This window comes from Phreatobacter sp., assembly GCF_016793595.1.
Lineage (GTDB): Bacteria > Pseudomonadota > Alphaproteobacteria > Rhizobiales > Phreatobacteraceae > Phreatobacter.
Genome location: NZ_JAEULY010000009.1, coordinates 165,886 through 190,850, shown reverse-complemented (window position 1 = coordinate 190,850; position 24,965 = coordinate 165,886). Strand labels below are relative to the sequence as shown.

29 protein-coding genes are annotated in these 24,965 nt (G+C 67.8%); 22 read left to right on the top strand and 7 right to left on the bottom strand.

Annotated elements, in window-relative coordinates:
• Nucleotides 1-12: 12 nt before the first annotated feature.
• Nucleotides 13-546: a pyridoxamine 5'-phosphate oxidase family protein gene (locus tag JNK84_RS11915; RefSeq protein WP_293424329.1), complete on the top strand. Its 534-nt coding sequence runs from the start codon at nt 13-15 to the stop codon at nt 544-546.
• Here JNK84_RS11915 and erpA read toward each other — a convergent pair whose 3' ends face one another.
• On the bottom strand, nt 547-888 hold the full coding sequence (gene erpA / locus JNK84_RS11910) for an iron-sulfur cluster insertion protein ErpA (RefSeq protein ID WP_293424327.1): 342 nt from the start codon (nt 886-888) through the stop codon (nt 547-549).
• A gap of 164 nt (nt 889-1,052) precedes the next feature.
• Between erpA and JNK84_RS11905 the strand changes: the two genes are divergently transcribed.
• The 12 genes from JNK84_RS11905 to pssA all read left to right on the top strand — a co-directional run bounded on the left by JNK84_RS11905 (nt 1,053) and on the right by pssA (nt 13,296).
• On the top strand, nt 1,053-2,270 hold the full coding sequence (locus JNK84_RS11905; protein WP_293424325.1) for a deoxyguanosinetriphosphate triphosphohydrolase: 1,218 nt from the start codon (nt 1,053-1,055) through the stop codon (nt 2,268-2,270).
• A gap of 30 nt (nt 2,271-2,300) precedes the next feature.
• Nucleotides 2,301-4,055 carry an arginine--tRNA ligase gene (gene argS / locus JNK84_RS11900; RefSeq protein ID WP_293424323.1) on the top strand — a complete coding sequence of 585 codons (1,755 nt, stop codon included), beginning with the start codon at nt 2,301-2,303 and terminating at the stop codon, nt 4,053-4,055.
• A gap of 45 nt (nt 4,056-4,100) precedes the next feature.
• Nucleotides 4,101-5,858: an SPOR domain-containing protein gene (locus JNK84_RS11895; RefSeq protein ID WP_293424321.1), complete on the top strand. Its 1,758-nt coding sequence runs from the start codon at nt 4,101-4,103 to the stop codon at nt 5,856-5,858.
• Nucleotides 5,859-5,862: 4 nt separating this feature from the next.
• Nucleotides 5,863-6,927, top strand: a complete 1,065-nt coding sequence (gene nagZ / locus JNK84_RS11890; protein ID WP_293424319.1) for a beta-N-acetylhexosaminidase — start codon at nt 5,863-5,865, stop codon at nt 6,925-6,927.
• Between the two features lie 50 nt (nt 6,928-6,977).
• Complete coding sequence (locus tag JNK84_RS11885) at nt 6,978-7,805, top strand: segregation and condensation protein A (RefSeq protein ID WP_293424317.1); 828 nt, start codon at nt 6,978-6,980, stop codon at nt 7,803-7,805.
• 12 nt (nt 7,806-7,817) lie between these two features.
• Nucleotides 7,818-8,540 carry an SMC-Scp complex subunit ScpB gene (scpB, locus tag JNK84_RS11880; protein ID WP_441343233.1) on the top strand — a complete coding sequence of 241 codons (723 nt, stop codon included), beginning with the start codon at nt 7,818-7,820 and terminating at the stop codon, nt 8,538-8,540.
• On the top strand, nt 8,537-9,643 hold the full coding sequence (locus JNK84_RS11875; protein ID WP_293424315.1) for an ABC transporter ATP-binding protein: 1,107 nt from the start codon (nt 8,537-8,539) through the stop codon (nt 9,641-9,643). Before scpB ends, JNK84_RS11875 begins: the two co-directional genes overlap by 4 nt.
• A gap of 90 nt (nt 9,644-9,733) precedes the next feature.
• Nucleotides 9,734-10,018 carry a twin-arginine translocase TatA/TatE family subunit gene (locus JNK84_RS11870; RefSeq protein ID WP_293424313.1) on the top strand — a complete coding sequence of 95 codons (285 nt, stop codon included), beginning with the start codon at nt 9,734-9,736 and terminating at the stop codon, nt 10,016-10,018.
• 71 nt (nt 10,019-10,089) lie between these two features.
• Complete coding sequence (gene tatB / locus JNK84_RS11865) at nt 10,090-10,734, top strand: Sec-independent protein translocase protein TatB (protein WP_293424311.1); 645 nt, start codon at nt 10,090-10,092, stop codon at nt 10,732-10,734.
• On the top strand, nt 10,731-11,615 hold the full coding sequence (gene tatC, locus JNK84_RS11860; protein ID WP_293424309.1) for a twin-arginine translocase subunit TatC: 885 nt from the start codon (nt 10,731-10,733) through the stop codon (nt 11,613-11,615). Before tatB ends, tatC begins: the two co-directional genes overlap by 4 nt.
• Before the next feature lie 33 nt (nt 11,616-11,648).
• Complete coding sequence (locus tag JNK84_RS11855) at nt 11,649-12,395, top strand: phosphatidylserine decarboxylase (RefSeq protein WP_293424307.1); 747 nt, start codon at nt 11,649-11,651, stop codon at nt 12,393-12,395.
• A 31-nt stretch (nt 12,396-12,426) separates the two neighbouring features.
• Complete coding sequence (pssA, locus tag JNK84_RS11850; protein ID WP_293424305.1) at nt 12,427-13,296, top strand: CDP-diacylglycerol--serine O-phosphatidyltransferase; 870 nt, start codon at nt 12,427-12,429, stop codon at nt 13,294-13,296.
• Here pssA and JNK84_RS11845 read toward each other — a convergent pair.
• Complete coding sequence (locus JNK84_RS11845; protein ID WP_293424303.1) at nt 13,274-13,471, bottom strand: hypothetical protein; 198 nt, start codon at nt 13,469-13,471, stop codon at nt 13,274-13,276. The two genes, pssA and JNK84_RS11845, sit on opposite strands and share 23 nt — an antisense overlap.
• 242 nt (nt 13,472-13,713) lie before the next feature.
• Here JNK84_RS11845 and JNK84_RS11840 point away from each other — a divergent pair, with 242 nt between their 5' ends.
• The 9 genes from JNK84_RS11840 to ureG are packed head-to-tail and all read left to right on the top strand — an operon-like array spanning nt 13,714 to nt 19,786.
• Nucleotides 13,714-14,538, top strand: a complete 825-nt coding sequence (locus JNK84_RS11840) for an urease accessory protein UreD (protein WP_293424301.1) — start codon at nt 13,714-13,716, stop codon at nt 14,536-14,538.
• Between the two features lie 9 nt (nt 14,539-14,547).
• A complete protein-coding gene (locus tag JNK84_RS11835) occupies nt 14,548-14,850 on the top strand; it encodes an urease subunit gamma (protein WP_293424299.1) in 303 nt (100 codons plus the stop codon).
• A gap of 22 nt (nt 14,851-14,872) precedes the next feature.
• Entirely contained in the window at nt 14,873-15,463 is a 591-nt protein-coding gene (locus tag JNK84_RS11830; RefSeq protein WP_293424297.1) for a HupE/UreJ family protein, read from the top strand.
• Nucleotides 15,464-15,478: 15 nt separating this feature from the next.
• A complete protein-coding gene (locus JNK84_RS11825; RefSeq protein ID WP_293424295.1) occupies nt 15,479-15,730 on the top strand; it encodes a DUF1272 domain-containing protein in 252 nt (83 codons plus the stop codon).
• A complete protein-coding gene (locus JNK84_RS11820) occupies nt 15,727-16,032 on the top strand; it encodes an urease subunit beta (protein WP_293424293.1) in 306 nt (101 codons plus the stop codon). Before JNK84_RS11825 ends, JNK84_RS11820 begins: the two co-directional genes overlap by 4 nt.
• 12 nt (nt 16,033-16,044) lie before the next feature.
• Nucleotides 16,045-17,760, top strand: coding sequence for an urease subunit alpha (ureC, locus tag JNK84_RS11815; protein ID WP_293424291.1), 1,716 nt, complete (start codon nt 16,045-16,047; stop codon nt 17,758-17,760).
• A gap of 35 nt (nt 17,761-17,795) precedes the next feature.
• Nucleotides 17,796-18,476, top strand: a complete 681-nt coding sequence (locus JNK84_RS11810; RefSeq protein ID WP_293424289.1) for an urease accessory protein UreE — start codon at nt 17,796-17,798, stop codon at nt 18,474-18,476.
• Complete coding sequence (locus JNK84_RS11805) at nt 18,436-19,161, top strand: urease accessory protein UreF (RefSeq protein WP_293424287.1); 726 nt, start codon at nt 18,436-18,438, stop codon at nt 19,159-19,161. Before JNK84_RS11810 ends, JNK84_RS11805 begins: the two co-directional genes overlap by 41 nt.
• Before the next feature lie 4 nt (nt 19,162-19,165).
• Nucleotides 19,166-19,786, top strand: coding sequence for an urease accessory protein UreG (gene ureG / locus JNK84_RS11800; protein WP_293424285.1), 621 nt, complete (start codon nt 19,166-19,168; stop codon nt 19,784-19,786).
• Nucleotides 19,787-19,797: 11 nt separating this feature from the next.
• On the opposite strand, the gene JNK84_RS11795 is transcribed toward ureG, so the two are convergent.
• The 5 genes from JNK84_RS11795 to lgt all read right to left on the bottom strand — a co-directional run bounded on the left by JNK84_RS11795 (nt 19,798) and on the right by lgt (nt 24,855).
• A complete protein-coding gene (locus JNK84_RS11795) occupies nt 19,798-20,748 on the bottom strand; it encodes a ribose-phosphate pyrophosphokinase (RefSeq protein WP_293424283.1) in 951 nt (316 codons plus the stop codon).
• Between the two features lie 138 nt (nt 20,749-20,886).
• Nucleotides 20,887-21,654 (bottom strand): peptidoglycan editing factor PgeF, encoded by a 768-nt coding sequence (gene pgeF, locus JNK84_RS11790; RefSeq protein ID WP_293424281.1) that lies wholly within the window; start codon nt 21,652-21,654, stop codon nt 20,887-20,889.
• 58 nt (nt 21,655-21,712) lie between these two features.
• Nucleotides 21,713-22,798 (bottom strand): siderophore-interacting protein, encoded by a 1,086-nt coding sequence (locus JNK84_RS11785; protein ID WP_293424279.1) that lies wholly within the window; start codon nt 22,796-22,798, stop codon nt 21,713-21,715.
• Nucleotides 22,799-22,951: 153 nt separating this feature from the next.
• Nucleotides 22,952-24,043 carry a class I SAM-dependent methyltransferase gene (locus tag JNK84_RS11780; RefSeq protein WP_293424277.1) on the bottom strand — a complete coding sequence of 364 codons (1,092 nt, stop codon included), beginning with the start codon at nt 24,041-24,043 and terminating at the stop codon, nt 22,952-22,954.
• A complete protein-coding gene (gene lgt, locus JNK84_RS11775; RefSeq protein WP_293424932.1) occupies nt 24,043-24,855 on the bottom strand; it encodes a prolipoprotein diacylglyceryl transferase in 813 nt (270 codons plus the stop codon). The genes JNK84_RS11780 and lgt overlap by 1 nt, the downstream gene beginning before the upstream one ends.
• Between the last annotated feature and the right edge of the window lie 110 nt (nt 24,856-24,965).

The following is a 24,965-nucleotide window of genomic DNA, read 5'->3' as shown; positions in this document are numbered from 1 at the left end:
ATCATCAAGGAGGTGACTTCCCTCACGCCGGAATATCGCGCGCTGATCGAAGCCTCGCCCTTCTGCGTGCTGGCAACGGCGGGCGAGGGCGGGCTGGACGCAACCCCGCGCGGCGACCCCGCCGGATTCGTCGATGTGCTCGACGACCGAACCCTGCTGATGCCCGACCGGCGCGGCAACAACCGGATCGACAGCCTGCTGAACGTCGTTCGCGACCCGCGCGTCGGGCTCCTGTTCTTCGTGCCCGGGGTCAACGAGACGCTGCGGCTCAACGGCCGCGCCCGCATCACCGCCGATGCGGGCCTACTGGAGCGCTACGCCATGGACGGCAAGACGCCGCGGACGGCGCTCGTCATCACCATCGAGGCGGTCTATTTCCAGTGCTCGCGCGCGCTGCACCGCTCGAAGCTCTGGGATGCCTCGCTGCATCGCATCCGCACCGAACTGCCGTCCCCCGGCCAGATGCTGAAGGGCGCGCAGGCGAGTTTCGATGCCGCGACCTACGACGCGGCGCTCGACGCCCGGCAGAAATCGACGCTGTACTGATCAGATCGAGAAGCTGGTCCCGCAGCCGCAATTGGCGACTGCGTTGGGGTTCTGAAGCTTGAAGGCCGAGCCGATCAGGTCCTCGACCCAGTCGAGCTCCGTCCCGGCCATGTAGGGCAGGGAGATTTCGTCGACCAGCACGGTCGCGCCACCCTTTTCGATGACGAGATCGTCGTCGTTGCGGGTGGTGGTGAAGTCGAACTTGTACTGGAAGCCCGAGCAGCCGCCGCCTTCCACGGAAATGCGCAGCATCGAGCCCGGCGGTTCGCTCGCCATGATCCTGGCGATCCGCGAGGCAGCGCGGTCGGTGACTGTGACGGGCTCTGTCGTCTGGGTGATCATCGGTTTCGGCTCCGTCTCCCCGGTTCAAGGCCGGAAACACGAATATCTGGCGGGCCGCCGGCTTGCGGCCCCATGACCCAATAGGTATGTGCGCCCCATGGCCCGGTCAATCCGCGTGGGGAACAGCCCTGCGGATGGCGCATCGGGTCGCTGTCGGGGATGCCATGGCGGTCGCCAGCTATTTCTACCCGCCGCTGGCGCGCTATGCCTCCGACGCGCGCCGGAGCCGCGGACGGCTGGTGCCGGAGCCCGCATCGCCGACCCGGACCGAGTTCCATCGCGATCGCGACCGCATCGTCCACGCCACGGCCTTCCGCCGCCTGAAACACAAGACGCAGGTCTTCGTTGCGCCCGAGGGCGACCATTACCGCACCCGCCTGACCCATACGATCGAGGTGGCGCAGATCGCCCGCTCGCTGGCGCGCGCACTCGGGCTGGACGAGGATCTCGCCGAGACGCTGGCGCTTGCCCACGACCTCGGCCACACGCCGTTCGGCCATACCGGCGAGGATGCGCTGGACGAGGTCATGCGCGCCTATGGCGGGTTCGACCACAATGCCCAGTCGCTGCGCATCGTCACGCGGCTTGAGCGTCGCTATGCCGGCTTCGACGGGCTCAACCTCTGCTGGGAGACGCTGGAAGGCCTCGTCAAGCACAACGGCCCGTTGCTCCGGCCCGACGGCGGCCCGATCGCGCGTTATGCGGAGCGAGGCATACCCGTCGCAATCCTCGAATACGACGCCCTGAACCCGCTGGACCTTGCCAGCCACGCCAGCGCCGAGGCTCAGGCCGCCGCCATTGCCGACGACATCGCCTATGACGCCGCCGATATCGACGATGGGTTGAGGGCAGGGCTGTTCACCCTCGACGATCTCGGCGCCGACGTGCCCATGGCGCGCGAATTCCTGGCGGAAATCCGCGACCGGCATCCGACGCTGGAGAAAAGCCGCGAGATCAACGAACTGACCCGCCGGGTGATCACGCGGCTGGTGGAGGACATTATCGGCGAGGCGACGCGCGCCTTCGGCGACCTGAACCCCCAGAGCGTCGAGGACATCCGCGGCTGCGGCCGGACGCTGGTGCAGTTCTCACCCGAGATCCGCGACTACGACGCCGGCATCAAGACCTTCCTGTTCGCGCATGTCTATCGGCACCCGCGCGTCGTGCCGATCCGCCGCAATGCCGGCATCATCGTGCGCGACCTGTTCGCCGCCTATTTCGAACATCCGCGCACCATGCCACCCCAATGGTCCGACGGCATCGAGGCGCTGGACGAGGCGCGCCGGGCCCGCCGCGCCGCCGACTACATTGCCGGCATGACCGACCGTTACGCGCAGGAGGAACACCGGCGGCTGTTTGCCCATACCCCCGATCTGCGGTAGAGCGCGGCACGCGTCTTTCGGGTTTTCGGCATGAACATTTTCTCGGTTTTCACCCAGCATGTGCGGCAGGCCGTCGCGGAACTGGGCTCGGACGGCATCAATGTGCCGCAGGCAGCGCTCGACCGCGTCGTGGTCGAGGCGCCGCGCGATGCGACCCACGGCGATCTCGCGACCAATGCGGCCATGGTGCTGTCGAAGGAAGCCGGGATGAAGCCGCGCGACCTCGCCGAGAAGATCGCCGCCCGCCTCGGCGCGCTCGCCGATGTCGCGAAGGTCGACATCGCCGGCCCCGGCTTCATCAACCTGACCCTGAAGGCTTCCGTCTGGCCGAAGGTTCTGGCAGCCGCCGTTTCGGCCGGCGATGCCTTCGGCCGCGCCACGGTCGGCGGCGGCGCGAAGGTCAATGTCGAGTATGTCTCCGCCAATCCGACCGGGCCGATGCATGTGGGACATTGCCGCGGCGCGGTGTTCGGCGACGCACTGGCGAGCCTGCTCGACGTCGCGGGCTACGACGTGACGCGCGAGTACTACATCAACGATGCCGGTGCGCAGGTGCAGGTGCTCGGCCGCTCGGCCTATCTGCGCTACCGCGAAGCGCTGGGCGAGATGATCACGATCCCGGAGGGGCTTTATCCCGGCGACTACCTGAAGCCGGTGGGTGAGGCGCTGAAGGCGAAATATGGCGCGAGCCTCCACAACGCCCCGGAGGCGGAGTGGCTGCCGATCTGCCGGGATGCGGCGATCGACGCCATGATGGCGGAAATCCGCAAGGATCTTGCCGCCCTCAACGTCAGCCATTCCGTGTTCTTCTCGGAGCGCTCGCTGCAGGCGCCGGTCGACAAGGTGCGCGCCTCGATCGACACACTGCGCGCGCAGGGCAGCATCTACGAGGGCGTGCTGGAGCGGCCGAAGGGCGCCGACGATGCCGATTGGGAGGAGCGCGAGCAGACGCTGTTCCGCTCGACCGCCTTCGGCGACGACGTCGATCGCCCGCTGATGAAGTCGGACGGCACCTATACCTACTTCGCCTCCGACATCGCCTATCACAAGGACAAGGCCGACCGCGGTTTCCTCGACCAGATCGATGTCTGGGGCGCCGACCATGGCGGCTATGTGAAGCGCATGCAGGCCGCGCTGAAGGCGATCTCCGGTGGCACGGCCGCGCTCGACGTGAAGCTGGTCCAGCTCGTCCGCCTGTTCCGCAACGGCGAGCCGGTGCGCATGTCCAAGCGTTCCGGCGATTTCGTCACGCTGCGGGAGGTGGTGGACGAGGTCGGCCGCGACGCGGTTCGCTTCATGATGCTCTACCGCAAGAACGACGCGACGCTGGACTTCGATCTGGCGAAGGTCGTGGAGCAGTCGAAGGACAATCCGGTCTTCTACGTCCAGTATGCCCACGCGCGCTGCCGCTCGATCCTGCGCAATGCGCGGGCCGCGCTGCCCGACCTCGATCTCTCGCCCGCTGTCTTGGCCGCGGCACCGCTCGATCGGCTCGACGACGCCGGCGAAATCGCCATCGTCCAGCGCCTCGCGCAATACCCGCGCCTGATCGAGGCGGCGGCCCAGGCGCACGAGCCGCACCGCGTCGCCTTCTACCTTTATGAGCTTGCGTCAGACTTCCATTCGCAGTGGAATCGCGGGAAGGATTCGCCGCATTTACGCTTCATTATGGAAAATGATCGACAAATGTCGTCGGCGCGCCTCGCGCTGGTCCAGGGTATCGTGACCGTTCTCAGATCGGGTCTTGCTATCCTCGGCGTTGAGGCTGTCGAAGAGATGCGTTGATCGCGCCGCGCGTAGTCGAAGCGGCGCCCACCGACGGCGGGGCCCATGGCCAACGAGAGCAGTCTGCGTAGCTACCGAGATTTTGACGCCTATAACCGTGATGCGCATGCGGCCGATCTGGAGCCGCGTCGCGGCGGTGGTGATCCGCTTGCCGAACTGGCGCGCATCATGGGGCAGGATCAGGGCTATGCCGATCTTCTGAAGTCGGTGGCGCGGACCCGCGACGATCTGCCGGCGGCCGACGAGTCCCGCTATGCCGATGAGGCTGACGAGGGCGAACTCGATATTCCCGCGATGAATCTGCGCGGCGCGGATGTGCCGGCAACGGCCGAAATCGACTGGGACGATCTCGAGGCCGAGCTTGAGACTTACCAGCGCACGGAGCATGCGCCGGACGCCGACATGCACACCTCCGACGAGGATGCTTCCGACGAATTGCGCGGTAGCTATCGCGATTGGGATGGCCGCGACGCGACGACCGCCGATCTCGAGCGTCTGCTGGCCGACGAGTTCCGCGACAGCGGCGAACAGGCTCCCGTGGAGCAGGGTCGCTCCCGTCTCGGTTTCGGGGCCGCGGCGCTTGGCGCCGTTGCGGCCGGCGGCGCTGCCGCGCTCGCCTGGAAGGCCCGGTCAGGCGGAAAGCCCGGTGCCGGCGAGGCTGCTGCCCAGGGCCAGACTACGACTCATCATGCCTCCGACCGCGGCTATGCGGCACCGGACGGGCATGCCGCCTACGATTCCGCCTATGCGGAGCATGATGCTCCGCCGCGCCGCCGCCGCGCCGGCATGACCGCCATCGCGGCCGTGCTCGGCCTCGCGGTTCTTGGCGGCGGAGCCGTCTTTGGCTATCGCGCCGTTACCGGTGGTGGTTCCGCCGGCGGCGAGCCGCGCATCGTCCGCGCCAATCCCGAACCGGTCCGCGTCGCGGTCCAGCAGGATCCGAAGCCGGTCACCGACCGTGTTCCCGGCGGCGAGCGCATCGTGTCGCGCGAGGAGCGCCCGGTCAGCCAGCGCGAACAGGCCGCCCAGGTGCAGGTGCCGCCGGCCCCGAGCCGCGTCATTCCGCTCGTTCCCGCTCCGGCGGCGGCCCCGATCGGCATGGTCACCGATCCCGGCCAGGCGCCGGTCCGCACGGTCAGCGCGGTGCCGGTGCCGGCCCCCGCCGCCGCGCCGGCCTATGCGCCGTCATCCGTCGCGACACAGCCCGCGGCCGCGCCCGTGCCGACGCCGCGCGCCGGCGAGGAGCCGCGCCGCGTCCGCACCGTGCAGGTCGGGCCGGACGGCAGCATTCTCCAGCCTGCGGCTGCGCCGCAGGCGCGGTCGGCTCCCGCGCCAGCCGCGCAGCCGCTCTCCGTCGTGACGGGTGCGCCCGCCCTTGCCGCCGCCGAGGCGCGCTCCACGCCGGCGCCTGCTTCACGGCCGGTCCAGACCGTGCGCGTCGCCCGCGCCGAGCCGGTGCAGGAGCCGGCCCGCCCGGTTGCTGCCCCGCGCACGACCGGATCGGCAACCCCGGTCGATCTCGGTCCCCAGCGCACCGCGACCGTTCGCCCGGCGGCAACCGCCTCTGGCTCGACCTTCGTCCAGATTTCCTCCCATCAGTCGGATTCGGAGGCTCGCAGCGCCTTCACCAGCGCACAGCGGCGCTACCCGATGCTGCAGGGCCAGTCGGCCAATATCCGCACGGCCGAGATCGCCGGACGCGGCACCTGGCACCGCCTGCGCGTCGGCCCGTTCTCGCGCGAGGAAGCGCAGAGCTTCTGCCAGCGGCTGAAGTCGGCGGGCGGCTCCTGCGTCCTCAACTGACGTCATGGCCGTCCATGCTCTGATTGTCGGCTGCGCCGGTCCCCGGCTGGAAGCCGACGAGATCGCCTTCCTGCGCGATGCCGATCCCTGGGGCCTGATCCTGTTCCGGCGCAACTGCGTCGATCCGGATCAGGTGCGCGCTCTGGTGGCCGAGTTTCGCGCCGTGGTCGGCCGCGACGATGCCCCTGTCCTGATCGATCAGGAGGGCGGGCGTGTCCAGCGTCTTAGGCCGCCGCACTGGCCGAAATACCCGGCGAGCCGGGTCTATGCCTCCCTTGCGGCCAACGACCCGCTCGCTGCCCGCGAGCTTGCGCGGCTCGGCGCGCGGCTGATGTCCCACGATCTCAAGGAACTTGGCATCACGGTCGACTGCCTGCCGGTTCTCGATGTGCCGGTGCCGGGATCGCATGACATTATCGGCGACCGTGCCTATGGCGCTTCCCCCGGCCAGGTGGCGCTTCTCGGCCGTGCCGCGGCGGAGGGGCTGCTGGCCGGCGGCGTGCTGCCGGTGATCAAGCACATTCCGGGGCATGGCCGCGCCGTGATCGACAGCCACGCGGACCTGCCGGTTGTCTCGGCCAGCCGCGACGAGTTGGAGGCGTGGGATTTCATGCCGTTCCGAACGCTGACTGACATGCCGCTCGCGATGACCGCGCATGTCGTCTACTCCGCGATCGATCCGCGCCGGCCGGCGACGACCTCGCGGACAGTGATGCGCGACATCGTCCGTGGCGCGATCGGCTATGGCGGCCTCGTCATGACCGACGACCTCTCCATGAATGCGCTTGCGGGGTCGCTGCCCGAACGCGCGCGAGCCTCGATCCGGGCCGGCTGCGATATCGTACTGCATTGCAACGGCACGGTGGCGGAGATGATCGCGGTGGCGGCGCAGACGCCGAAGCTTGCAGGCAAGGCCGCGTGGCGGGCCGAGGCCGCACTGGACCGCATCCGCCACGCGCCGGAGCCGTTCGATGTCGCGGAGGCGAGAGCCCGCTTCGCCGCCGGCCTTGAACGGGTTCAGGCGCAGTCGTCCACAGCCTTCGCCGCGACCCACGCGCTCAGCGTCTGATTTCCGGCTATCATGCCTCCGCCGGCGTTGATCCGGCGCGGATGAGATCCATGGCGAAGGCGCACAAACCCGGCAACGACAACGTCCTGCCCTTCGAGGCGGTAGCCGAGCGCGCGGTTTCGGAGCCGGCCTTCGTTGTCGATCTGGAGGGCTTCGAGGGGCCCCTGGACATGCTTCTGGGCCTCGCCCGGACGCAGAAGGTCGACCTGTCGAAGATCTCGATCCTGGCGCTGGCGGACCAGTATCTCGGCTTTATCGAGGAGGCGCGGAAGCTCCGCCTGGAGCTTGCCGCGGACTACCTCGTGATGGCGGCATGGCTCGCCTATCTCAAATCGCGCCTGCTGATCCCTGAACCGGCCAAGGGCGACGAGCCCTCGGGCTCGGAACTGGCGGAGATGCTGTCGTTCCGGCTGCAGCGGTTGCAGGCCATGCGCGATGCGGCGGCGAAACTGATGATGCGCAACCGCCTTGGCCGCGACGTCTTCGCGCGCGGCGCGCCGGAGCCGGTGATCGCCATCGCCCAGAAGCGCTGGGATGCGACGCTTTACGATCTGCTCACCGCCTATGCCCAGCAGCGCCAGCGCAGCGCGCTGTCGCATGTGGAGATGGTCAAGCGCACGGTCTGGTCGCTGGGCGAGGCGCGCGAAATCCTGGAACGGCTGATCGGCGCGACCATGGACTGGACGCCGCTCGACAATTTCCTGATGGACTACCTCGTCAGCGACGAGAAGCGCGCGACCGTGCTGGCGTCGTCCTTCGCGTCTTCGCTGGAACTGGTGCGCGAAGGGGTGCTGGAACTGCATCAGGATCGCCCGCTCGGGACGCTCTACATGCGCAAGCGCCGCGATGAGCCCGGTTCCACGCCTGCCGGGACGTGATAGAAGCCGCATATGAGCGAGGAGCAGTCCGGCACGGATGAGGACATGAGACCGCCGCTCGGCGAACCCGTGGGGCTCGTCGACGGGCCGGTCGAGCAACTGCGCATCGTCGAGGCGCTGCTTTTCGCCGCCGAGGCGCCGGTATCCGAGGAGGCGCTGGCCGCGCGGCTGCCGAAGGGGGCTGATCTCCGTTCGCTGCTGGTGACGCTGCAGGCCTTTTACGCCCCGCGTGGCGTCAATCTCGTACGCGTCGCCGAGAAGTGGACCTTTCGCACGGCGGAAGATCTTGGCTTTCTCCTGCACAAGGAGACGACCGAGGAGCGCAAGCTGTCGCGCGCCGCACTGGAGACGCTGGCCATCGTCGCCTATCACCAGCCGGTCACCCGCGCCGAGATCGAGGAGGTGAGGGGGGTGACGGTGGCCAAGGGCACGCTGGATCTCCTGCTGGAGACCGGCTGGCTGCGCATCCGCGGCCGCCGCAAGGTGCCGGGCCGCCCGGTGACCTTTGGCACCACGCAGGCCTTCCTCGAACATTTCGGCCTCGAATCCATTGGCGACCTGCCGGGCCTCGACGACCTCAAGGCCGCTGGCCTGCTCGACGGCCGTCTGCCGCCGGGCTTCAAGGTGCCGATGCCCGACGACGGCGCTGGCCTGCGCGACGACGAGGAGCCCGACGACAGCCCGGAACTGGACCTGTCGCTGGCGCCGAAGCTCGGTGACGACCCGGCATCATGACGCCTGCCGCTGAATCCGCCCCGCGCTGGGGCCGGCGCGGCACGGCCGGCGCCACCATCGCCGCCTCGCTGGCCTTCGAGGACGTGCGCCATTCCTACGGCCGCGTGCCGGCGCTGGCCGGCGTCAGCCTGACGGTTGAGCCGGGCGAGATCGTCTGTCTGCTCGGCCCGTCCGGCTGCGGCAAGACGACGCTACTGCGGATCGCCTCGGGCATCGAGCGGCCATCGGCGGGCAGGGTGCTGCTGGACGGCCGGGAGATAGCGGGGCCCTCGGTCTTCGTGCCGCCGGAGAAGCGCGGCATCGGCCTCGTCTTCCAGGATTTCGCGCTGTTCCCGCACCTGACCAATCTCGCCAATGTCATGTTCGGCCTGCGCTCGCTGCCGAAACAGGACGCGGAAGCGGCGGCCCGGCATGCGCTCGACCGCGTCGGGCTCGCCCATCTGGCGCTCGACTATCCGCATGCCCTGTCCGGCGGTGAGCAGCAGCGCGTCGCGCTGGCGCGTGCCGTGGCGCCGCGACCTGCCATCCTGCTGATGGACGAGCCGTTTTCCGGTCTCGACAGCCGCCTGCGCGATTCGATCCGCAGGGAAACGCTCGCCGTGATGCGGGAAACCCACGCGACCTGCATGGTGGTGACCCACGACCCGGAAGAGGCCATGCGCATGGCCGACCGCATCGTGCTGATGCGCGAGGGCACGATCGTTCAGGCGGGCACCGCTGACGAACTCTATCGCCGCCCGGTCGATCTCGCCGCTGCCCGTTTCTTTTCCGATCTCAACGAAGTGCCGGGCAGGGTCTCCGGCGGCCTTCTGGTCACGCCGCTCGGCAGCTTTCCAGCGCCGGGCTTCGCCGAGGGCACCGCCGCGGTGGCTGCCATCCGGCCACAATCCATCGTGCCGAAACCGGCCGGGCTCTGCATTCCCGGCCGCCTCGTCGCCCGCCGTTTCCTCGGCGAGGTCGATCTTCTGGAGATCGCGGTGAACGGGCTCGACACGCCGGTTTCGGCCCGGGCGCGCGGCGCGGAAACCTTAATCCCCGGCCGCGACATCGGGATCGACGTCAACGCGGCGGAGGTTCTTGTTTTTGCCTCACCCGACGCCTAGGTTCCACAACGAACGGCCGGGCAAGGCCCGCGGATACATGCGCCAGCGTTCCGGGAGGATGGTGGCGCTCAAGGTCTTGAGGAGTGAATGATGGGTACTTTCAGCGCCTGGCACTGGATCCTGGTTGCGATCGTCGTGCTGCTGCTGTTCGGCCGCGGCAAGATTTCCGAGTTCATGGGCGACGCCGCCAAGGGCATCAAGGCCTTCAAGAAGGGCCTTGCCGAGGAGGACAAGCCGGAGACGCCGGCGGCCCCCGCGACGACCATCGACCATCAGCCGGCTCCGCCGCCGGCCGCGACGCCCGCGGCCCCGGCCCAGGCGACCACCCCTCCGGCGGCGGAGACGACGCCCGCTTCCGCGCCGAAGGTCGGCTGAGGGGCAGCGCCCGCTCCGGCGGGCAGCCAGTGGCGCAGGACGGCGACGCAGGTCGCCGACGGTGACGGACAATGTTCGAACTGAGTTGGGGCGAGATCGCGCTGATCGGCATCGTGGCGCTGATCGTGATCGGCCCGAAGGAACTGCCGGGTCTGCTGCGCGGCATGGGGCAGGCGCTCGCCAAGCTGCGCCGCATGGCGTCGGACTTTCAGTACCAGTTCAACCAGGCCTTGCAGGAGGCCGAGGTCGATAAGGTCAAGTCGTCGATCAACAGCGTGACCGACGGCATCAACACCTCCTCGACCTTCAACCCGATCGACTATGCCCGCGACCAGATCAAATCGGCCGTGGACGACGTCAAGGGAACGACGGCGCCGACCGCCGACCCCGTGATCGGCCCGCCGAAGCCCGACCCGCTGGCGACGGCAATTCCGGCTCCGCCCAGCTATTCGGTCGATCCCGAGAGCATCCAGAAGGCCTTCGCGCCGACCCCGCCGCCGTCGCCCTTCTCGGCGACCGCGAGCCCGGCCGAGCCGGCTGCCGCGCCGCTCGACCTGTCGCCGCCCGCCGCCGAAGCCCCGGCCGAGGCCGAGCCGGCGAAGCCGAAGCGCACCCGCAAGGCGGCAGCAGTCGAGCCTGAGAGTGCCCCGGCGCCCGCTGCCGAGAGCGCCGGTGACGACGACAAGCCGAAGCGCGCCCGAAAGACCAAGGCATGACGCTCGCCGATTCCAAGGACGACAAGCTGACGGCGGACGAGGCGGCCATCGAGGCCTCCAAGGCGCCGTTGATCGATCACCTGATCGAGCTGCGCTCACGCCTCATCAAGGCGATGCTCGGCTTCCTCGTCTGCTTCATCCTGTCATTCTTCTTCGCCAAGCAGATTTTCCAGATCCTCGTGCTGCCCTACGAATGGGCGGCGGACTATCTGAAGATTCCGCGCAACGAGGTGCGGCTGATCTATACCGCGCCGCTGGAATATTTCTTCACGCAGCTGAAGATCGCCATGTTCGGCGGCGCTTTCCTGGCCTTCCCGGTCATCGCCATCCAGCTCTACAAATTCGTCGCGCCCGGCCTCTATTCCCACGAGAAGGATGCCTTCCGGCCCTATCTGATCTGGACCCCGGTCTGTTTCTTCGCCGGCGGCCTCTTCGTTCTCGTCTTCGTCATGCGTGCGCTGATGCTGTTCTCGCTGGGCATGCAGCAGGCTCCGAGCGACACCGCCACCGCCATCCAGTATCTCGGCCGGGTCGAGGACTATCTCAGCCTGATCATGACGCTGGTCTTCGCCTTCGGCATCTCGTTCCAGCTACCCGTCATCATCGCACTGCTCGGCCAGATCGGTGTGGTCGATACAGCCTTCCTCCGGAGCAAGCGGCGTTATTTCATCGTCGTCGCCTTCGTGCTGGCGGCGGTGCTGACGCCGCCGGACGTGATCAGCCAGCTCTCGCTCGCCATCCCGCTCTGCCTTCTCTACGAGGTCGGCATTCTCATCGTCGGCCGCATCGAGAAGCGCCGCGCGGCTGAGGACGCAGCCAAGGCGGCTGCCGAAAAGGCGGAAGACGACAAGAACGGCGAAGCAGCGACGCCGACCGTTTAACGCAGTGCGCCGCCCGGCCCCCGCGTTGACCTGATGCGGCAGGTCCGGCTACCAAGCCGGACCCAGCGAGGAAACGCCATGTCAATCATCGACAGCATCAGGACTTCGGTGCTCGTCCCGGTTCATCGGGAAGGCTATCCGTTCATTGCGATAGCCGCCGCCGGCACGCTTGTGCTGCTGTGGTGGGGCGCCTGGCTGACCTGGCCGATGCTGGCGCTGACCGTCTGGGTCATCTTCTTCTTCCGCGATCCCGTGCGGGTCACGCCGATGCGGGACGGGCTGGTGATCGCCCCGGCCGATGGCCGCATCTCGCAGGTTTCGAAGGTCGTGCCGCCGGTCGAGCTCGGCCTAGGCGACCAGCCCGTGCCGCGCGTGTCGATCTTCATGTCGGTGTTCGATTGCCATGTGAATCGCGCGCCGATCGCCGGCACCATCACGAAACTGGCTTACCGGCCCGGCAAGTTCCTCAATGCCGATCTCGACAAGGCCTCCGAGGACAACGAGCGCAACGGCCTCGCCATCGCCACGCCCCATGGCAATTTCGGCGTCGTCCAGATCGCCGGCCTTATCGCCCGGCGCATCGTCTGGTGGGTCGGCGAGAACCAGCCCATCGCGGTCGGCGAGCGGTTCGGCATGATCCGCTTCGGGTCGCGCGTCGATGTCTATTTCCCCGCTGGCGCCCAGCCGCTGGTCGCCGAGGGACAGAAGGCGGTGGCCGGCGAGACGGTCCTCGCCGACATGACCTCGACCGAGGCGCAGCGGATCGTCAGGATCGGCTGACGCGACGGTCGATCCGCGCTAAAGTCCAGCCATGTCATCGCTTTTTCAGCCGTTCACGCCCGACCGCAACGAGCCGCCCCGTAGGCGGTTCCGGCCGGTGCCATTGCGCCTGCTCATTCCCAACCTGATCACGCTTCTCGCGCTCTGCGCGGGCCTCACCGCCATCCGCATGGCGCTCGAGGGCAAGACGGACGTTGCCGTCTACCTGATCCTGCTCGCCGCGATTCTCGATTCGATGGACGGGCGCATCGCACGCCTGCTCAAGGGAACGTCGAAATTCGGCGCGGAGCTCGACAGCCTGGCGGATTTCGTCAGCTTCGGCGCGGTGCCCGCGCTGGTGCTCTATCTCTGGGGAATGAACCAGGCGGGGCCGTTCGGTTGGATCGCGGTGCTGGTGTTCTCGATCTGCGGGGCGCTGCGCCTCGCTCGCTTCAACGTCCAGATCGACGACCCCAACAAGCCGGCCTGGATGGCCAACTATTTCACCGGCGTACCGATCCCGGCCGGCGCCATCCTGCTGATGCTGCCGATCTACGTTGAGCGCAGCGGCCTGCCGAACGTGCTCAGCCCTCCGCTAGTGACGACGATCTATACGATCGTCATCGCGCTCCTGATGGTGTCCAAGGTTCCGGTCTTCTCGGGCAAGAAGCTCGGCGCGCGCGTGCCGCGCGAGAGCGTGCTGCCGCTGTTTGTCGCGGCCATTGCCTTCGTGGCGCTGCTGGTGAGCTATCCTTGGGAAGTGCTGGCGATCGGCACGATCGCCTATCTGGTGTCCTTGCTCGTCGTTGGCATGAATGCGCGGCGGTGGGGCGAGGCGGCGGATGCCAAGATCGCCGCGGAAAAAGCGCCGGTTCAGCCGCCGGGCGGCGATCCGCCGGTCAGCCCGCCCGCCAGCGGCTGACGACGGCGACGCGCTCGCAGAGCGGCGAGGCTGGAAAGCTCCGCCGCAGGATGGCGAAGGCTTCCGAATCGGACTGTGGCCGCATCCGGCCGAGCAGCGAGAGCATGGCTTCGAGGCCGTCGATCCGGCGCGGATTGTCACGGCGCGTCGGGAAGCTGGACTGGGTCTGCGCCATCTCGGCCTCCGGTGGAGTTCACGCAAGGTCTGCTCGCATGGCGGTCGATGCACGTCTTGAACCGATCGTCCCAGCGCGAGGTTAATACGCGGTAACCATCGCCAGGTTCCCATCACCGAGGCTGCCCGACTGCGGTGATTCCCGCTGGTCCGGATTTCCGGCACATGCACGTTCCGGCTGCCTATTTTCTGTGCTTGCCGACGCGCTGGGCGCTCTTCAAGATCGCCGCGCGGGGAGATTGCATGGTCCAGGCGGCAGCAGCGCTTCAGCGCGCGCACGGCGTGGCGCGCATCGGTTTCGCGAGGCGCGGCGCCGCGACCATTGTCCGCGAATGCTATCAGGAAGCGGGCCTGCGCGTGCGGATGCCGCGCGTCGAGCCGGGGCTGCCTGTCGAGGCCGTCGTCATCAACACCGCCGGTGGCCTGACCGGCGGTGACCGGTTCTCGCTGGCGATATCCGCGGACGAGGATGCTGACGCGGTGGTGACGTCGCAGGCCGCCGAAAAGGTCTATCGTTCGTCGGGCGATGTCGCGACCTTCGATACGCGCATCGCCCTGTCGTCCGGGGCATCGCTGGACTGGCTGCCACAGGAGACCATCCTGTTCGACGGCGGCGCGCTCCGGCGCAGCCTCGACGTCGACATGGCCGGCAATGCGCGGTTCCTGGCCGTCGAGAGCGTGGTTTTCGGCCGGCTGGCGCGCGGAGAGAGTGTTGACGAGGGTTTTCTGTTCGACCGTTGGCGCATTCGCCGCGACGGTCGGCTCATCTATGCCGAAGGACTGAAGATCGATGGCGCCATAGCGCGGGCTCTCGCCGCGCCGGCCGTGGCAGCCGGGGCGGTCGCCACTGCGAGCCTCATTCTGGTCGCTGCCGATGCCGCCGGGCGCCTTGAGGCCGTGCGCGTCCTTCTGGACAAGGCCGACGGTGCGGTCGAGGGCGGCGCCAGTGCCTTCGAGGGAATGCTGACCATCCGCCTCCTGTCGCCGGACCCCTTTGCCCTGCGGCGTCGTCTGGTCGCTGTTCTGACCCTGTTGCGTGGTCCGGTTCCGCGCGTCTGGTCCTGCTGAGGAACTCCCATGAACCTCACCCCGCGCGAGAAGGACAAGCTCCTCATCTCGATGGCCGCCATGGTGGCGCGCCGGCGACTGGAACGCGGCGTGAAGCTCAACTATCCCGAGGCCATCGCCCTGATCACCGATTTCGTCGTCGAGGGCGCCCGCGACGGTCGCTCGGTCGCTGACCTGATGGCGGCAGGCGCGCATGTCGTCACGCGCGGGCAGGTCATGGACGGCATCGCCGAGATGATCCACGACGTCCAGGTCGAGGCAACGTTCCCCGACGGCACCAAGCTCGTCACCGTCCACGACCCCATCCGCTGATCCGAACGAGCAGGCCCGACCCATGCGTTCTCTCCGCTTCATCGCCCCCGCCGCCATTCTCGCGCTGACGACGGCCGTCGCCGAGGCCCATACCGGCCACGGCGCGACCAACGCCTTCGCCGCCGGCTTCGGCCACCCGCTCGGCGGCCTGGACCACCTGCTCGCCATGGTCGCAGTCGGGCTCTGGGCCGGCCTTGCCGGCGGACGGGCGCTGTGGCTCTGGCCTGTGAGCTTCGTCGGCGCGATGCTGCTTGGCGGCGCGCTCGGCATGGCCGGCATGCCGATGCCCTTCGTCGAGCAGGGCATCGTCGCCTCGGTGGTCGTGCTCGGCCTTGCCGCCGCGCTCGCCTTCAGCCCGAGCGTTGCGGCCGGGGGGGCCATCGTCGCGCTGGCCGGCCTGTTTCACGGCCACGCCCACGGTACGGAAGTGCCGGCGGATGCCTCGGGCCTTGCCTACGCGGCCGGTTTCGCGTTCGCCACAGCGCTGCTCCATGGCGCGGGAATCGCGACGACCGTTGCCGCCGCGCGGCTGTCGTTGTCGGTCGCCGCCCGCGCCGCGGGCGGGCTCACCGCGATTGCCGGCGTGGTGCTCGCCGCGCGCGCTTTCATGTAACCGGAGGAGGGCCGAATGCTGGACCTGCGCCCCAATTGCGAATGCTGCGACCGGGACCTGCCGCCGGACACCCGCAACGCCATGATCTGCACCTTCGAATGCACCTTCTGCGCCGACTGCGCGTCCGAGAAGCTGCACGGCAAGTGCCCCAATTGCGGCGGCGAGCTGGTCCGTCGTCCGGTGCGGCCGGCGGAGAAGCTGGCGCGCTTTCCCGCCTCGACCAAGCGCGTGCTCAAGCCGCAGGGCTGCACGGGGGCCGCACCATGAAACCCGGCGAGATCATCCCGGCGGCAGGTACCATCGAGCTTAATCAGGGCCAGAACAACGTCGTGCTGACGGTGGCGAATACCGGCGACCGCCCGGTCCAGGTCGGCTCGCACTACCATTTCTACGAAACCAACCCGGGTCTTGCCTTCGACCGCGAGCAGGCGCGCGGCATGCGGCTCGACATTCCGCCGGGAACGGCCGTGCGCTTCGAGCCCGGCCAGACGCGCGAGGTGATGCTCGTACCCTACCGGGGCGCGCGCACGGTTTACGGATTCCGCCAAAGCGTCATGGGCAAACTCTGAGGACCGCACTCCATGCCCTACAGGATGACACGCGGCGCCTATGCCGACATGTTCGGTCCCACGGTCGGCGACAGGGTGCGCCTTGCCGACACCGAACTCTTCGTCGAGGTCGAGAAGGATTTCACCACCTACGGCGAGGAGGTGAAGTTCGGCGGCGGCAAGGTCATTCGTGATGGCATGGGCCAAAGCCAGATGACCAATCGGGCAGGGGCCGTCGACACCGTCATCACCAATGTCCTGATCATCGACCATTGGGGCATCGTCAAAGCCGATGTCGGCCTGAAGGAAGGCCGCATCGCCGCCATCGGCAAGGCCGGCAATCCCGACGTGCAGCCGGACGTGAACATCATCATCGGCCCCGGCACCGAGGCGATAGGCGGCGAGGGCAAGATCCTCACCGCCGGCGGCATCGACACCCACATCCACTATATCTGCCCGCAGCAGATCGACGACGCGCTGATGGCGGGCCTCACCACCATGCTCGGCGGCGGCACGGGGCCTGCCTCCGGCACGACGGCGACGACCTGCACGCCCGGGCCCTGGCACATCGCGCGCATGCTGCAGGCGGCCGAAGATTTCCCCATGAACCTCGCCTTCGCCGGCAAGGGTAATGCGGCGCTCCCCGACGCGCTCGTCGAGCAGATCGAGGCGGGCGCCTGTGCCCTCAAGCTGCACGAGGACTGGGGCACGACGCCCGCGGCCATCGACAATTGCCTCGCCGTTGCCGACGACCACGACGTGCAGGTGATGATCCATACGGACACGCTGAACGAGAGCGGCTTCGTCGACGATACGATCGCGGCGCTGAAGGGCCGGACGATCCACGCCTTCCACACCGAGGGCGCGGGCGGCGGACATGCACCCGACATCATCAAGGTGGCGATGGTCGAGAACGTGCTGCCGTCATCGACCAATCCGACCATGCCCTACACCGTGAACACGATCGAGGAACATCTCGACATGCTCATGGTCTGCCACCACCTCTCGCCCTCGATCCCCGAGGACATCGCCTTCGCCGAGAGCCGCATCCGCAAGGAAACGATCGCGGCCGAGGACATCCTCCACGACATGGGCGCGCTCTCCATTATGGCTTCCGACAGCCAGGCGATGGGGCGCATCGGCGAGGTGATCATCCGCACCTTCCAGACCGCCCACAAGATGAAGGTGCAGCGCGGCGCACTGGCGGAGGATGTCGGCACGGGCGCCGACAATTTCCGGGTGAAGCGCTACATCGCCAAGGTCACGATCAATCCGGCCATCGCCCACGGCCTGTCGAAGCACATCGGCTCGGTGGAGGTCGGCAAGCTCGCTGATCTCGTGCTCTGGGAGCCGAAATTCTTCGGCGTGAAGCCCGCGCTCGTGCTGAAATGCGGGATGATCGCCGCCGCTCCCATGGGCGACCCCAACGCCTCGATCCCGACGCCGCAGCCGGTGCACTACCGGCCGATGTTCGGAGCCTTCGGCAAGGCGAAGACAGCCTCGTCGGTTACCTTCGTTTCGAAGGCGGCCTATGAGAAGGGCGTCCACAAGGACCTCGGTCTCGACCGCATCGTGCTGCCGGTCGAGAATGTCCGCGGCGGCATTTCCAAGAAGAGCCTGATCCATAACGGCGCGACGCCTCACATCGAGGTCCACCCCGAGACTTACGAGGTGCGGGCGGACGGCGAACTGATCACCTGCGAACCGGCGAAAGAGCTGCCCATGGCGCAGAGATATTTCCTGTTCTAGATGAAAGTCTCCCGTCCGCATTCGAGGCGACCGACATGATCCGCGCCACCAAGGTTTTGCCGCCGCGCTCCTTCGCCGACAGCGTCGTCGTCGATCGCGTGGTGCTCGACTATGACGACCGCCATCGTCGTCGCATGACCATGGATGGCGTTGATGGCACGCAGTTCCTGCTCGATCTCGCCGACGCCGTGCCGCTGGTCTCGGATGCCGGGCTGGAGCTGGAGGACGGCCGCGTCGTGCTGGTCGTCGCCGCCGCCGAGCCGCTGGTGGAAATCCGCACAAGCGATCCCAACCACATGGTTCGCGTCGCCTGGCACCTCGGCAACCGCCACCTGCCGACGCAGATCATGGGCACGCGCCTGCGCATCCGCCGCGATCACGTCATCGAGGACATGGTGCGCGGCCTCGGCGCGAAGGTTCTGCTGATCGAAGCGCCCTTCGATCCCGAAGGCGGCGCCTATGGCCACAGCACCGTGACCGGCCACGATCACGAGCATTCGCACAGTCACGGCCATGATCATGGGCATTCGCACGACCACCATCATGGTCATGATCATCACCATGGCCACTCGCATGCGCCAAAGCCGCGTGATGTGCTCTCGGTGAACAGTGCTGGCCACGTCCACGACGATGCCTGCGGCTGCGGCCACGATCACCACGGCCACGACCATCACCATGGTCACGATCATGGCCATCACCACCACAAGCATGGCTGAGCCTGCCGACCCGGCGGCGCTCTATCGCCTCCTCGCCTGGATGTCGCCAGCCTATCCGGTCGGCGCCTTCTCTTATTCCCACGGGCTCGAATGGGCCGTGGAAGCAGGCGACATCAAGAGCCTGAAGACCCTTGTCGATTGGCTGACGGTGGTACTGCGCGAGGGCTCCGGGATTGCGGATGCGACTTTCTGCGTCCATGCCCACCGTGCGGTGTCGGTGGGCGAGAGCGCGGCACTGGCCGAGGTCGCGGAACTGGCTCTCGCGTTCCAGCCTTCCAAAGAGCGGCGACTTGAGACGACCGCGCAAGGCAATGCCTTCATGACCGCGACGGAAGCTGCCTGGCCCACTGAGGCGCTGGCACTGGTCAGGGCATCATGGCCCGATGCCGTCGCCTATCCCATCGCGGTTGGCGCGGCGACCGCCGCCCACGGCATCGACGAGGCCACCGCCGTTCACGCCTTCCTTCATGCGGTGGCGGCCAATCTCATCTCGGCCGCCGTGCGGCTCGTGCCTCTGGGCCAGACCGATGGCCAGCGGGCGCTGGCGGCCCTCGAGCCCATGGTGACTGAGACGGCCGCCGCCGCGCGCAGGCTCGCACTGGACGATATCGGTGGCCACGCGCTGCGATCCGATCTGGCGTCGATGCGCCACGAAACCCAGTATACCCGCCTGTTCAGGAGCTGACCCCATGCCTTCTCCCCACGGCCCCCTGCGCGTCGGCATCGGCGGCCCGGTCGGCTCCGGCAAGACCGCGCTGATGGACGCGCTCTGCAAGGCGCTCAAGGGCTCCTACGAGATCGCCGCCATCACCAACGACATCTACACGAAGTGGGATGCCGAGTATCTGATGCGGTCCGGCGCTCTGCCGACAGAGCGGATCATGGGCGTGGAAACAGGCGGCTGTCCGCACACCGCCATCCGCGAGGATGCCTCGATCAATCTCGCGGCGGTCGCCGAGATGCGCCAGAAATTCCCGGAGCTCGACCTCATCCTGATCGAATCGGGCGGTGACAATCTCGCGGCGACGTTCTCGCCGGAACTCGCCGACATCACGATCTACGTGATCGACGTGGCGGCGGGCGAGAAAATCCCGTCCAAGGGCGGGCCGGGCATCACACGTTCCGACCTGCTGGTCATCAACAAGACCGACCTTGCGCCGCTCGTCGGAGCCGATCTGGGCAATATGGACAGGGACTCGAAGCGGATGCGGGGGCAGCGCCCCTTCGTCTTCACCAATATCAAGACGGGTGATGGCGTTGCCGAGATCGCGCGTTTCGTCGAACAGAAGGGCGGCCTGAAGGCCGCCTGAGCGGCCGCGCCTCAGTCGAACAGGCTGGAGACGCTTTCCTCGCTCGCCGTGCGGGCAATGGCCTCGCCGATGAGGGAAGCCACCGACAGGGTGCGGATGTTGCGCGCGACGCGCACGGCTTCCGTCGGCTGGATGGAATCGGTGATCACCAGTTCCTTCAGTTTCGAGGCGGTGATGCGCGCGACCGCGCCGCCCGAGAGTACGCCGTGGGTGATGTAGGCGGAGACATCCTTGGCGCCGCGCGCCAGCAGCGCCTCGGCGGCGTTGACCAGCGTGCCGCCGGAATCGACGATGTCATCGACGAGGATGCAGCTCTTGCCCTCGACATCGCCGATGACGTTCATCACCTCGCTCTCGCCAGGCCGCTCGCGGCGCTTGTCGACGATGGCGAGCTGGGCGTCGATGCGCTTGGCGAGCGCACGGGCACGCACGACGCCGCCGACATCCGGGGAAACCACCATGACATCGGCGATCTCGCGATTGTCGCGGATGTCCTTGGCCAGCAGCGGCGCGGCGAACAGGTTATCGGTCGGAATATCGAAGAAGCCCTGGATCTGGCCGGCATGGAGATCGAGGGTCATCACCCGGTCGGCACCGGAGCGGGTGATCAGGTTGGCGACGAGCTTGGCCGAGATCGGCGTGCGCGAGCCGGAGCGGCGATCCTGCCGGGCATAGCCGAAATAGGGAATCACCGCCGTGATGCGCTTGGCCGAGGAACGGCGCAGCGCATCGCAGATGATGAGCAGCTCCATCAGGTGATCGTTGGTCGGGAACGACGTCGACTGGACGATATAGACGTCCTCGCCGCGCACGTTTTCCTGAATCTCGACGAAAATCTCCATATCCGCGAAGCGACGGACCGACGCCTTGGCGGGCGGGGTCTGGAGATAGGTGCCGATTGCGTCGGCGAGCGGCCGGTTCGAATTGCCCGAAACGATCTTGATCCCGGGTTTTCGCGACATAAGCTCAAGTCTCGGCGGCGGCGTTGCGGCCCTCTTAGCAACCGATGCCCCGCGCCACAATGCCGCGCCGCAACCTAATTCCGCGCCATCAACAGGGTGTGACGATCGGGTGACGGTTCAGGGAAGGTGACCGAGCCGTCAGGTCTCGAGCGCGATGGCCGCGATGTGGCGGCCGTAATCCGGCTCCTTGCGATGCGTCGTCCGCCGATAGGAGAAGAACCGCGCCTCGTCCGCATAGGTATCGAGGCCGAGGTCGTCGATGGCCGTGATCCCTGCTGCGGACAGCCGATGTCCGATGAACCCCGGAAGGTCGAATTGCGCATGGCCCACCTTGCCGGGCACGAAGAAGCGGGCATAGGCCGGATCGGCGGCGACGAACTGATCGAGGAAGGGTTGGCCAACCTCGTAGCTCGGCTGGCGGATCAGCGGACCGATGGCGACGCGGATGTTGGCGCGGGCCGCGCCAAGCTTCTCCATTTCCGCGATGGTCGCTTCCAGCACGCCGGATATGGCGCCCTTCCAGCCGGCATGGGCTGCGCCCACCACACCCGCATTAGCGTCCGCGAACAGAACCGGACCGCAATCGGCGGTGGCGACGCCACAGGCAATGCCGGGCGTCGCAGAGACAACCGCGTCGGCGCGCGGCCGATCGCCGCCGCCATGTGGCCGGTCGGCGACGACGACGTTCGGCGAATGGAACTGGAAGCAGGAGATCAGTGCGTTCTCGGCGACGCCCATGGCTTCGGCCATGCGCCGCCGGTTCTCGCGGACATGGGCGGGATCGTCGTCGGAGCCGAGGCCCGCATTGAGCGAACCGTAGATGCCGGAGGAGACACCGCCCTCCCGCGTGAAGAAGGCATGGCGGATGCCGGGCAGGGCGGAGAGGGAGGCGGAGGCGACGCGCATGCCGCGAAGCGAAATCTGCTTCGGCCCCCGAAGTCAAATCGCCGATGCCGGTCCCTCGCTAGGCCGCGCTCTTCTCTCCGGCATTGACCTCGTGGGTCCAGTAGCTCACCGCCTGCCAGCGCCCCTTTTCAAGGCCCATTTCGTCGCGCCAGTGCACGCGCAGGCGCTTGGCAGTTGCTTCCTCCGCCCCGAGCCAGGCGAACGTGCTGCCTTCCGTGGGCCATTCGATCGCCATGACAGCATCGGCGAGCAGCGTATTGCGTCCGGTTTCCTGCCCGTTGCGGAACAGCCAGCGGACCTCGACGCCGACGGGGCGGACGAGGCCCTGCACCTCGCGGGTGTCCTCCACCTCGATCAACGCGACGCCCCTGGTGGTTTCGGGCAGCTTTTCGAGGATGCGGGCCATGGCGGGGATCGCAGTCTCGTCGCCGGCCAGCAGCACCCAGTCGTTCGGCGTCATCTCGCGGCCGCCCGGACCGAGCAGGCCGACAATGGTCCCGGCTTCCGCCTTCGCAGCCCAGCCGGAGGCAATTCCCGGCACCTCGTGCATGACGAAGTCGATGTCCATCTCGGCCGCGGCGGCGTCGATCCGGCGGATCGTATAGACGCGCTGCGCGGGCTTGCGATCCTCCGGCGGCCAGACCGGCCGGCCGTTCTTGCCGGGCTTCGGCCATTCGGGAACGGCAAGGCCCTCGGGCGGAAACAGCAGGCGGACATGCACGCTGTCGGATTCGAAGCGCCTCAGGTCATGGCCGGTCAGCGTGACGCGCCGGATATGGGGCGTCACATCGGCGATGCGCAGCACCGTCATTTCGCGGAAGCTAGGCAGCACATCGAGGCCGCAGCCGTCGCCGGTCCAGACGACCTCCGGCTTCTCGGTGGCCGCGACCTCCTCTACATGCATGCTGAGCAGGAATTTGAGGATCGACAGACCCTGTTCCGTCGGCGCCTCGACCTTCATGCGCAAGGTCCCGGACGAAGCCTCCAGCGTGCCAATGCCGAGCCCGTCGCGCAGCTCGATCCGGCCGCTGCCGTGGTCGGCATTTGCCGCGAACTCGGCTTTCAGCAGGCGCTCGCAGACCTCTGCGACATAGGCGGAACCCGCGGCGGTCGGAATGGTGGCTTCGGCAGTCAGCAAGGTCATGGAGCAGCCTCGACGTTGGAACGGCGGCTGGCTGGCAGGACACGGTGTTGGCCGTGCGTCCGGGCGGGCTGGCTCAGAAGGGTCTGGCGATCAGCTAGAAAAATTGACTGATAATGTCAACAATCAAGGGTGATTTGCGGATTGCGGCGGTCGTCATGGTGTTATGCGTTCCGGAATAACCGGAATTGCCGTGCCGGACTCATGAAGTACGATCGTTTTGAACAACGCACCCATGCCGGTGGGGGATGGATCGACCAATCGCTCGACGCCCGATCGGACCGTCTCGAAGGCCGCCGGATTGGCGCGCGCCAGCGCCTCCGCGCGCGATGCGAGGCCGAGACCGAACAGAAACTCCCGCTGGGTCGAGATCGGCGACGCCGCGAGGCCCGCCGCGCGAGCCGCGCGGCCAAGCGCCTCGAAATCGACATGGGCGGTGAGGTCGGCCTCGCCGGGTTCCGCGAGCGGATCGACGAAGCCATGGCCCTTCACCGCCTGCAACGTCTCGCCATGGGCGGAGCCCGCATGGCCGTAATCGATGAAGAGCGCCGCGAGGGGCGCATCGCTCGCGCGGCGCGAAAGCGCAGCGCACAGCGCCTCAAAGGCCGGGCAACACTCGTAGACAGCACCTGGCCCGGCCTGCCGGAGGTGTTCGGGAATGATTTCCGGCGGCACCGGATCGGGGGCGAGGCCGAAGGCGAGACGACCATCGGCAAGGCCGATCACCCGCTCGCGCCACCCTTTCGGCGTCATCGCGAACTGGCGCACCGGCAGGGCGTCGAGCAGCTCGTTGGCGATCAGGATCGTCGGGCCGGGCGGCACCGTGCCGATGTCGGCATGCCATGAGGCCGGTGCCCCCTTCAGTGTTTCGCGCTGGCGGGCTGCGAGCACCGGCGACGTCTCGACCAGATGGATGTCGAGCGCCGCGTGGAAGGCCGGCAGGGCGCCGGCAGCGCGAAGGAGGTCGGCCATGAGCGTGCCGCGGCCGGGACCGAGTTCAACGAGGCGAACGGGTGACGGTCGGCCGCACGAGTCCCACACGGAGGCAGCCCAGATGCCGAGCAGTTCGCCGAAGACCTGGCTGATCTCCGGGGCTGTCGTGAAATCGCCGCCCGTCCCGAATGGATCGCGCGTCATGTAGTAGCCATGGCGCGGGTGGCCGAGGCAGAGCGCCATGTAGCGCGAGACCGGGACAGGCCCGTCGGCGGCGATCAGTTCTCTGATCTCGGCGGCGAGCGGCGTGTCCATCAGGCCGGCTGACGGCGGGCGCGGATCACCAGCCACAGGCCCGCGACGACGAGCGGCACAGACAGCAGCTGGCCCATGGTCGCGCCGGCGAACAGGAAGCCGAGCTGCGGGTCCGGTTCGCGGAACAGCTCACCGAAGGAGCGCGCGAGGCCATAGCCGATGCCGAAACAGCCGGCCATGAAGCCGGGGCGCTTGAGGCCGCCCAGACGCGCGATGACGAGCAGCACCGCGAACAGCAGCAAACCCTCGGTCAGAGCCTGGTAGATCTGGCTCGGGTGGCGCGGCAGCGGGCCGGCACCGGGAAAATAGATCGCCCACGGTACGTCCGCGACGCGGCCCCAGAGCTCAGGCTTGATGAAATTGGCGAGGCGGCCGAGCGCGATTCCGATGGGCGCAACGATCGCGGCGAGGTCGATCAGCGGCAGGACCGGCAGGCTGTTGCGCCGGGCGAAGATCCAGAGACCCACGACCGCGCCGACAATGCCGCCGTGGAAGGCCATGCCGCCCTCCCAGACCGCGAGGATCGCGAGCGGGTTGGCGAGGTAAAAATCGAGATTGTAGATCAGCACGAAAGCGATGCGGCCACCGAGAATGCCGCAGAGCGCCGCCCAGACGATAGCGTCGTCGATGGCCGTCGGCGCGAAGGGCGCATTGTTGCCGGGCCAGAGCGTGGCGCTGGCCACCAGCTTCTTCGCCAGCCACCAGCCGAACAGGAAACCGGCGATATAGGCGAGCGCGTACCAGCGGATGGCGAGCGGCCCGACCTCGATCAGCACCGGATCGATGACGGGGAAGGGCAGTGCGAGGATCATGGCCGGGATGTGCCCGCCACGGCCGGACAGGTCAAGGCTGGCGTCCCGGCGGAACCGCCCGCCCTTGCGCCTTGCGCCGAGCGCCCCCATACCGGGAGCAGCCGAGAGGA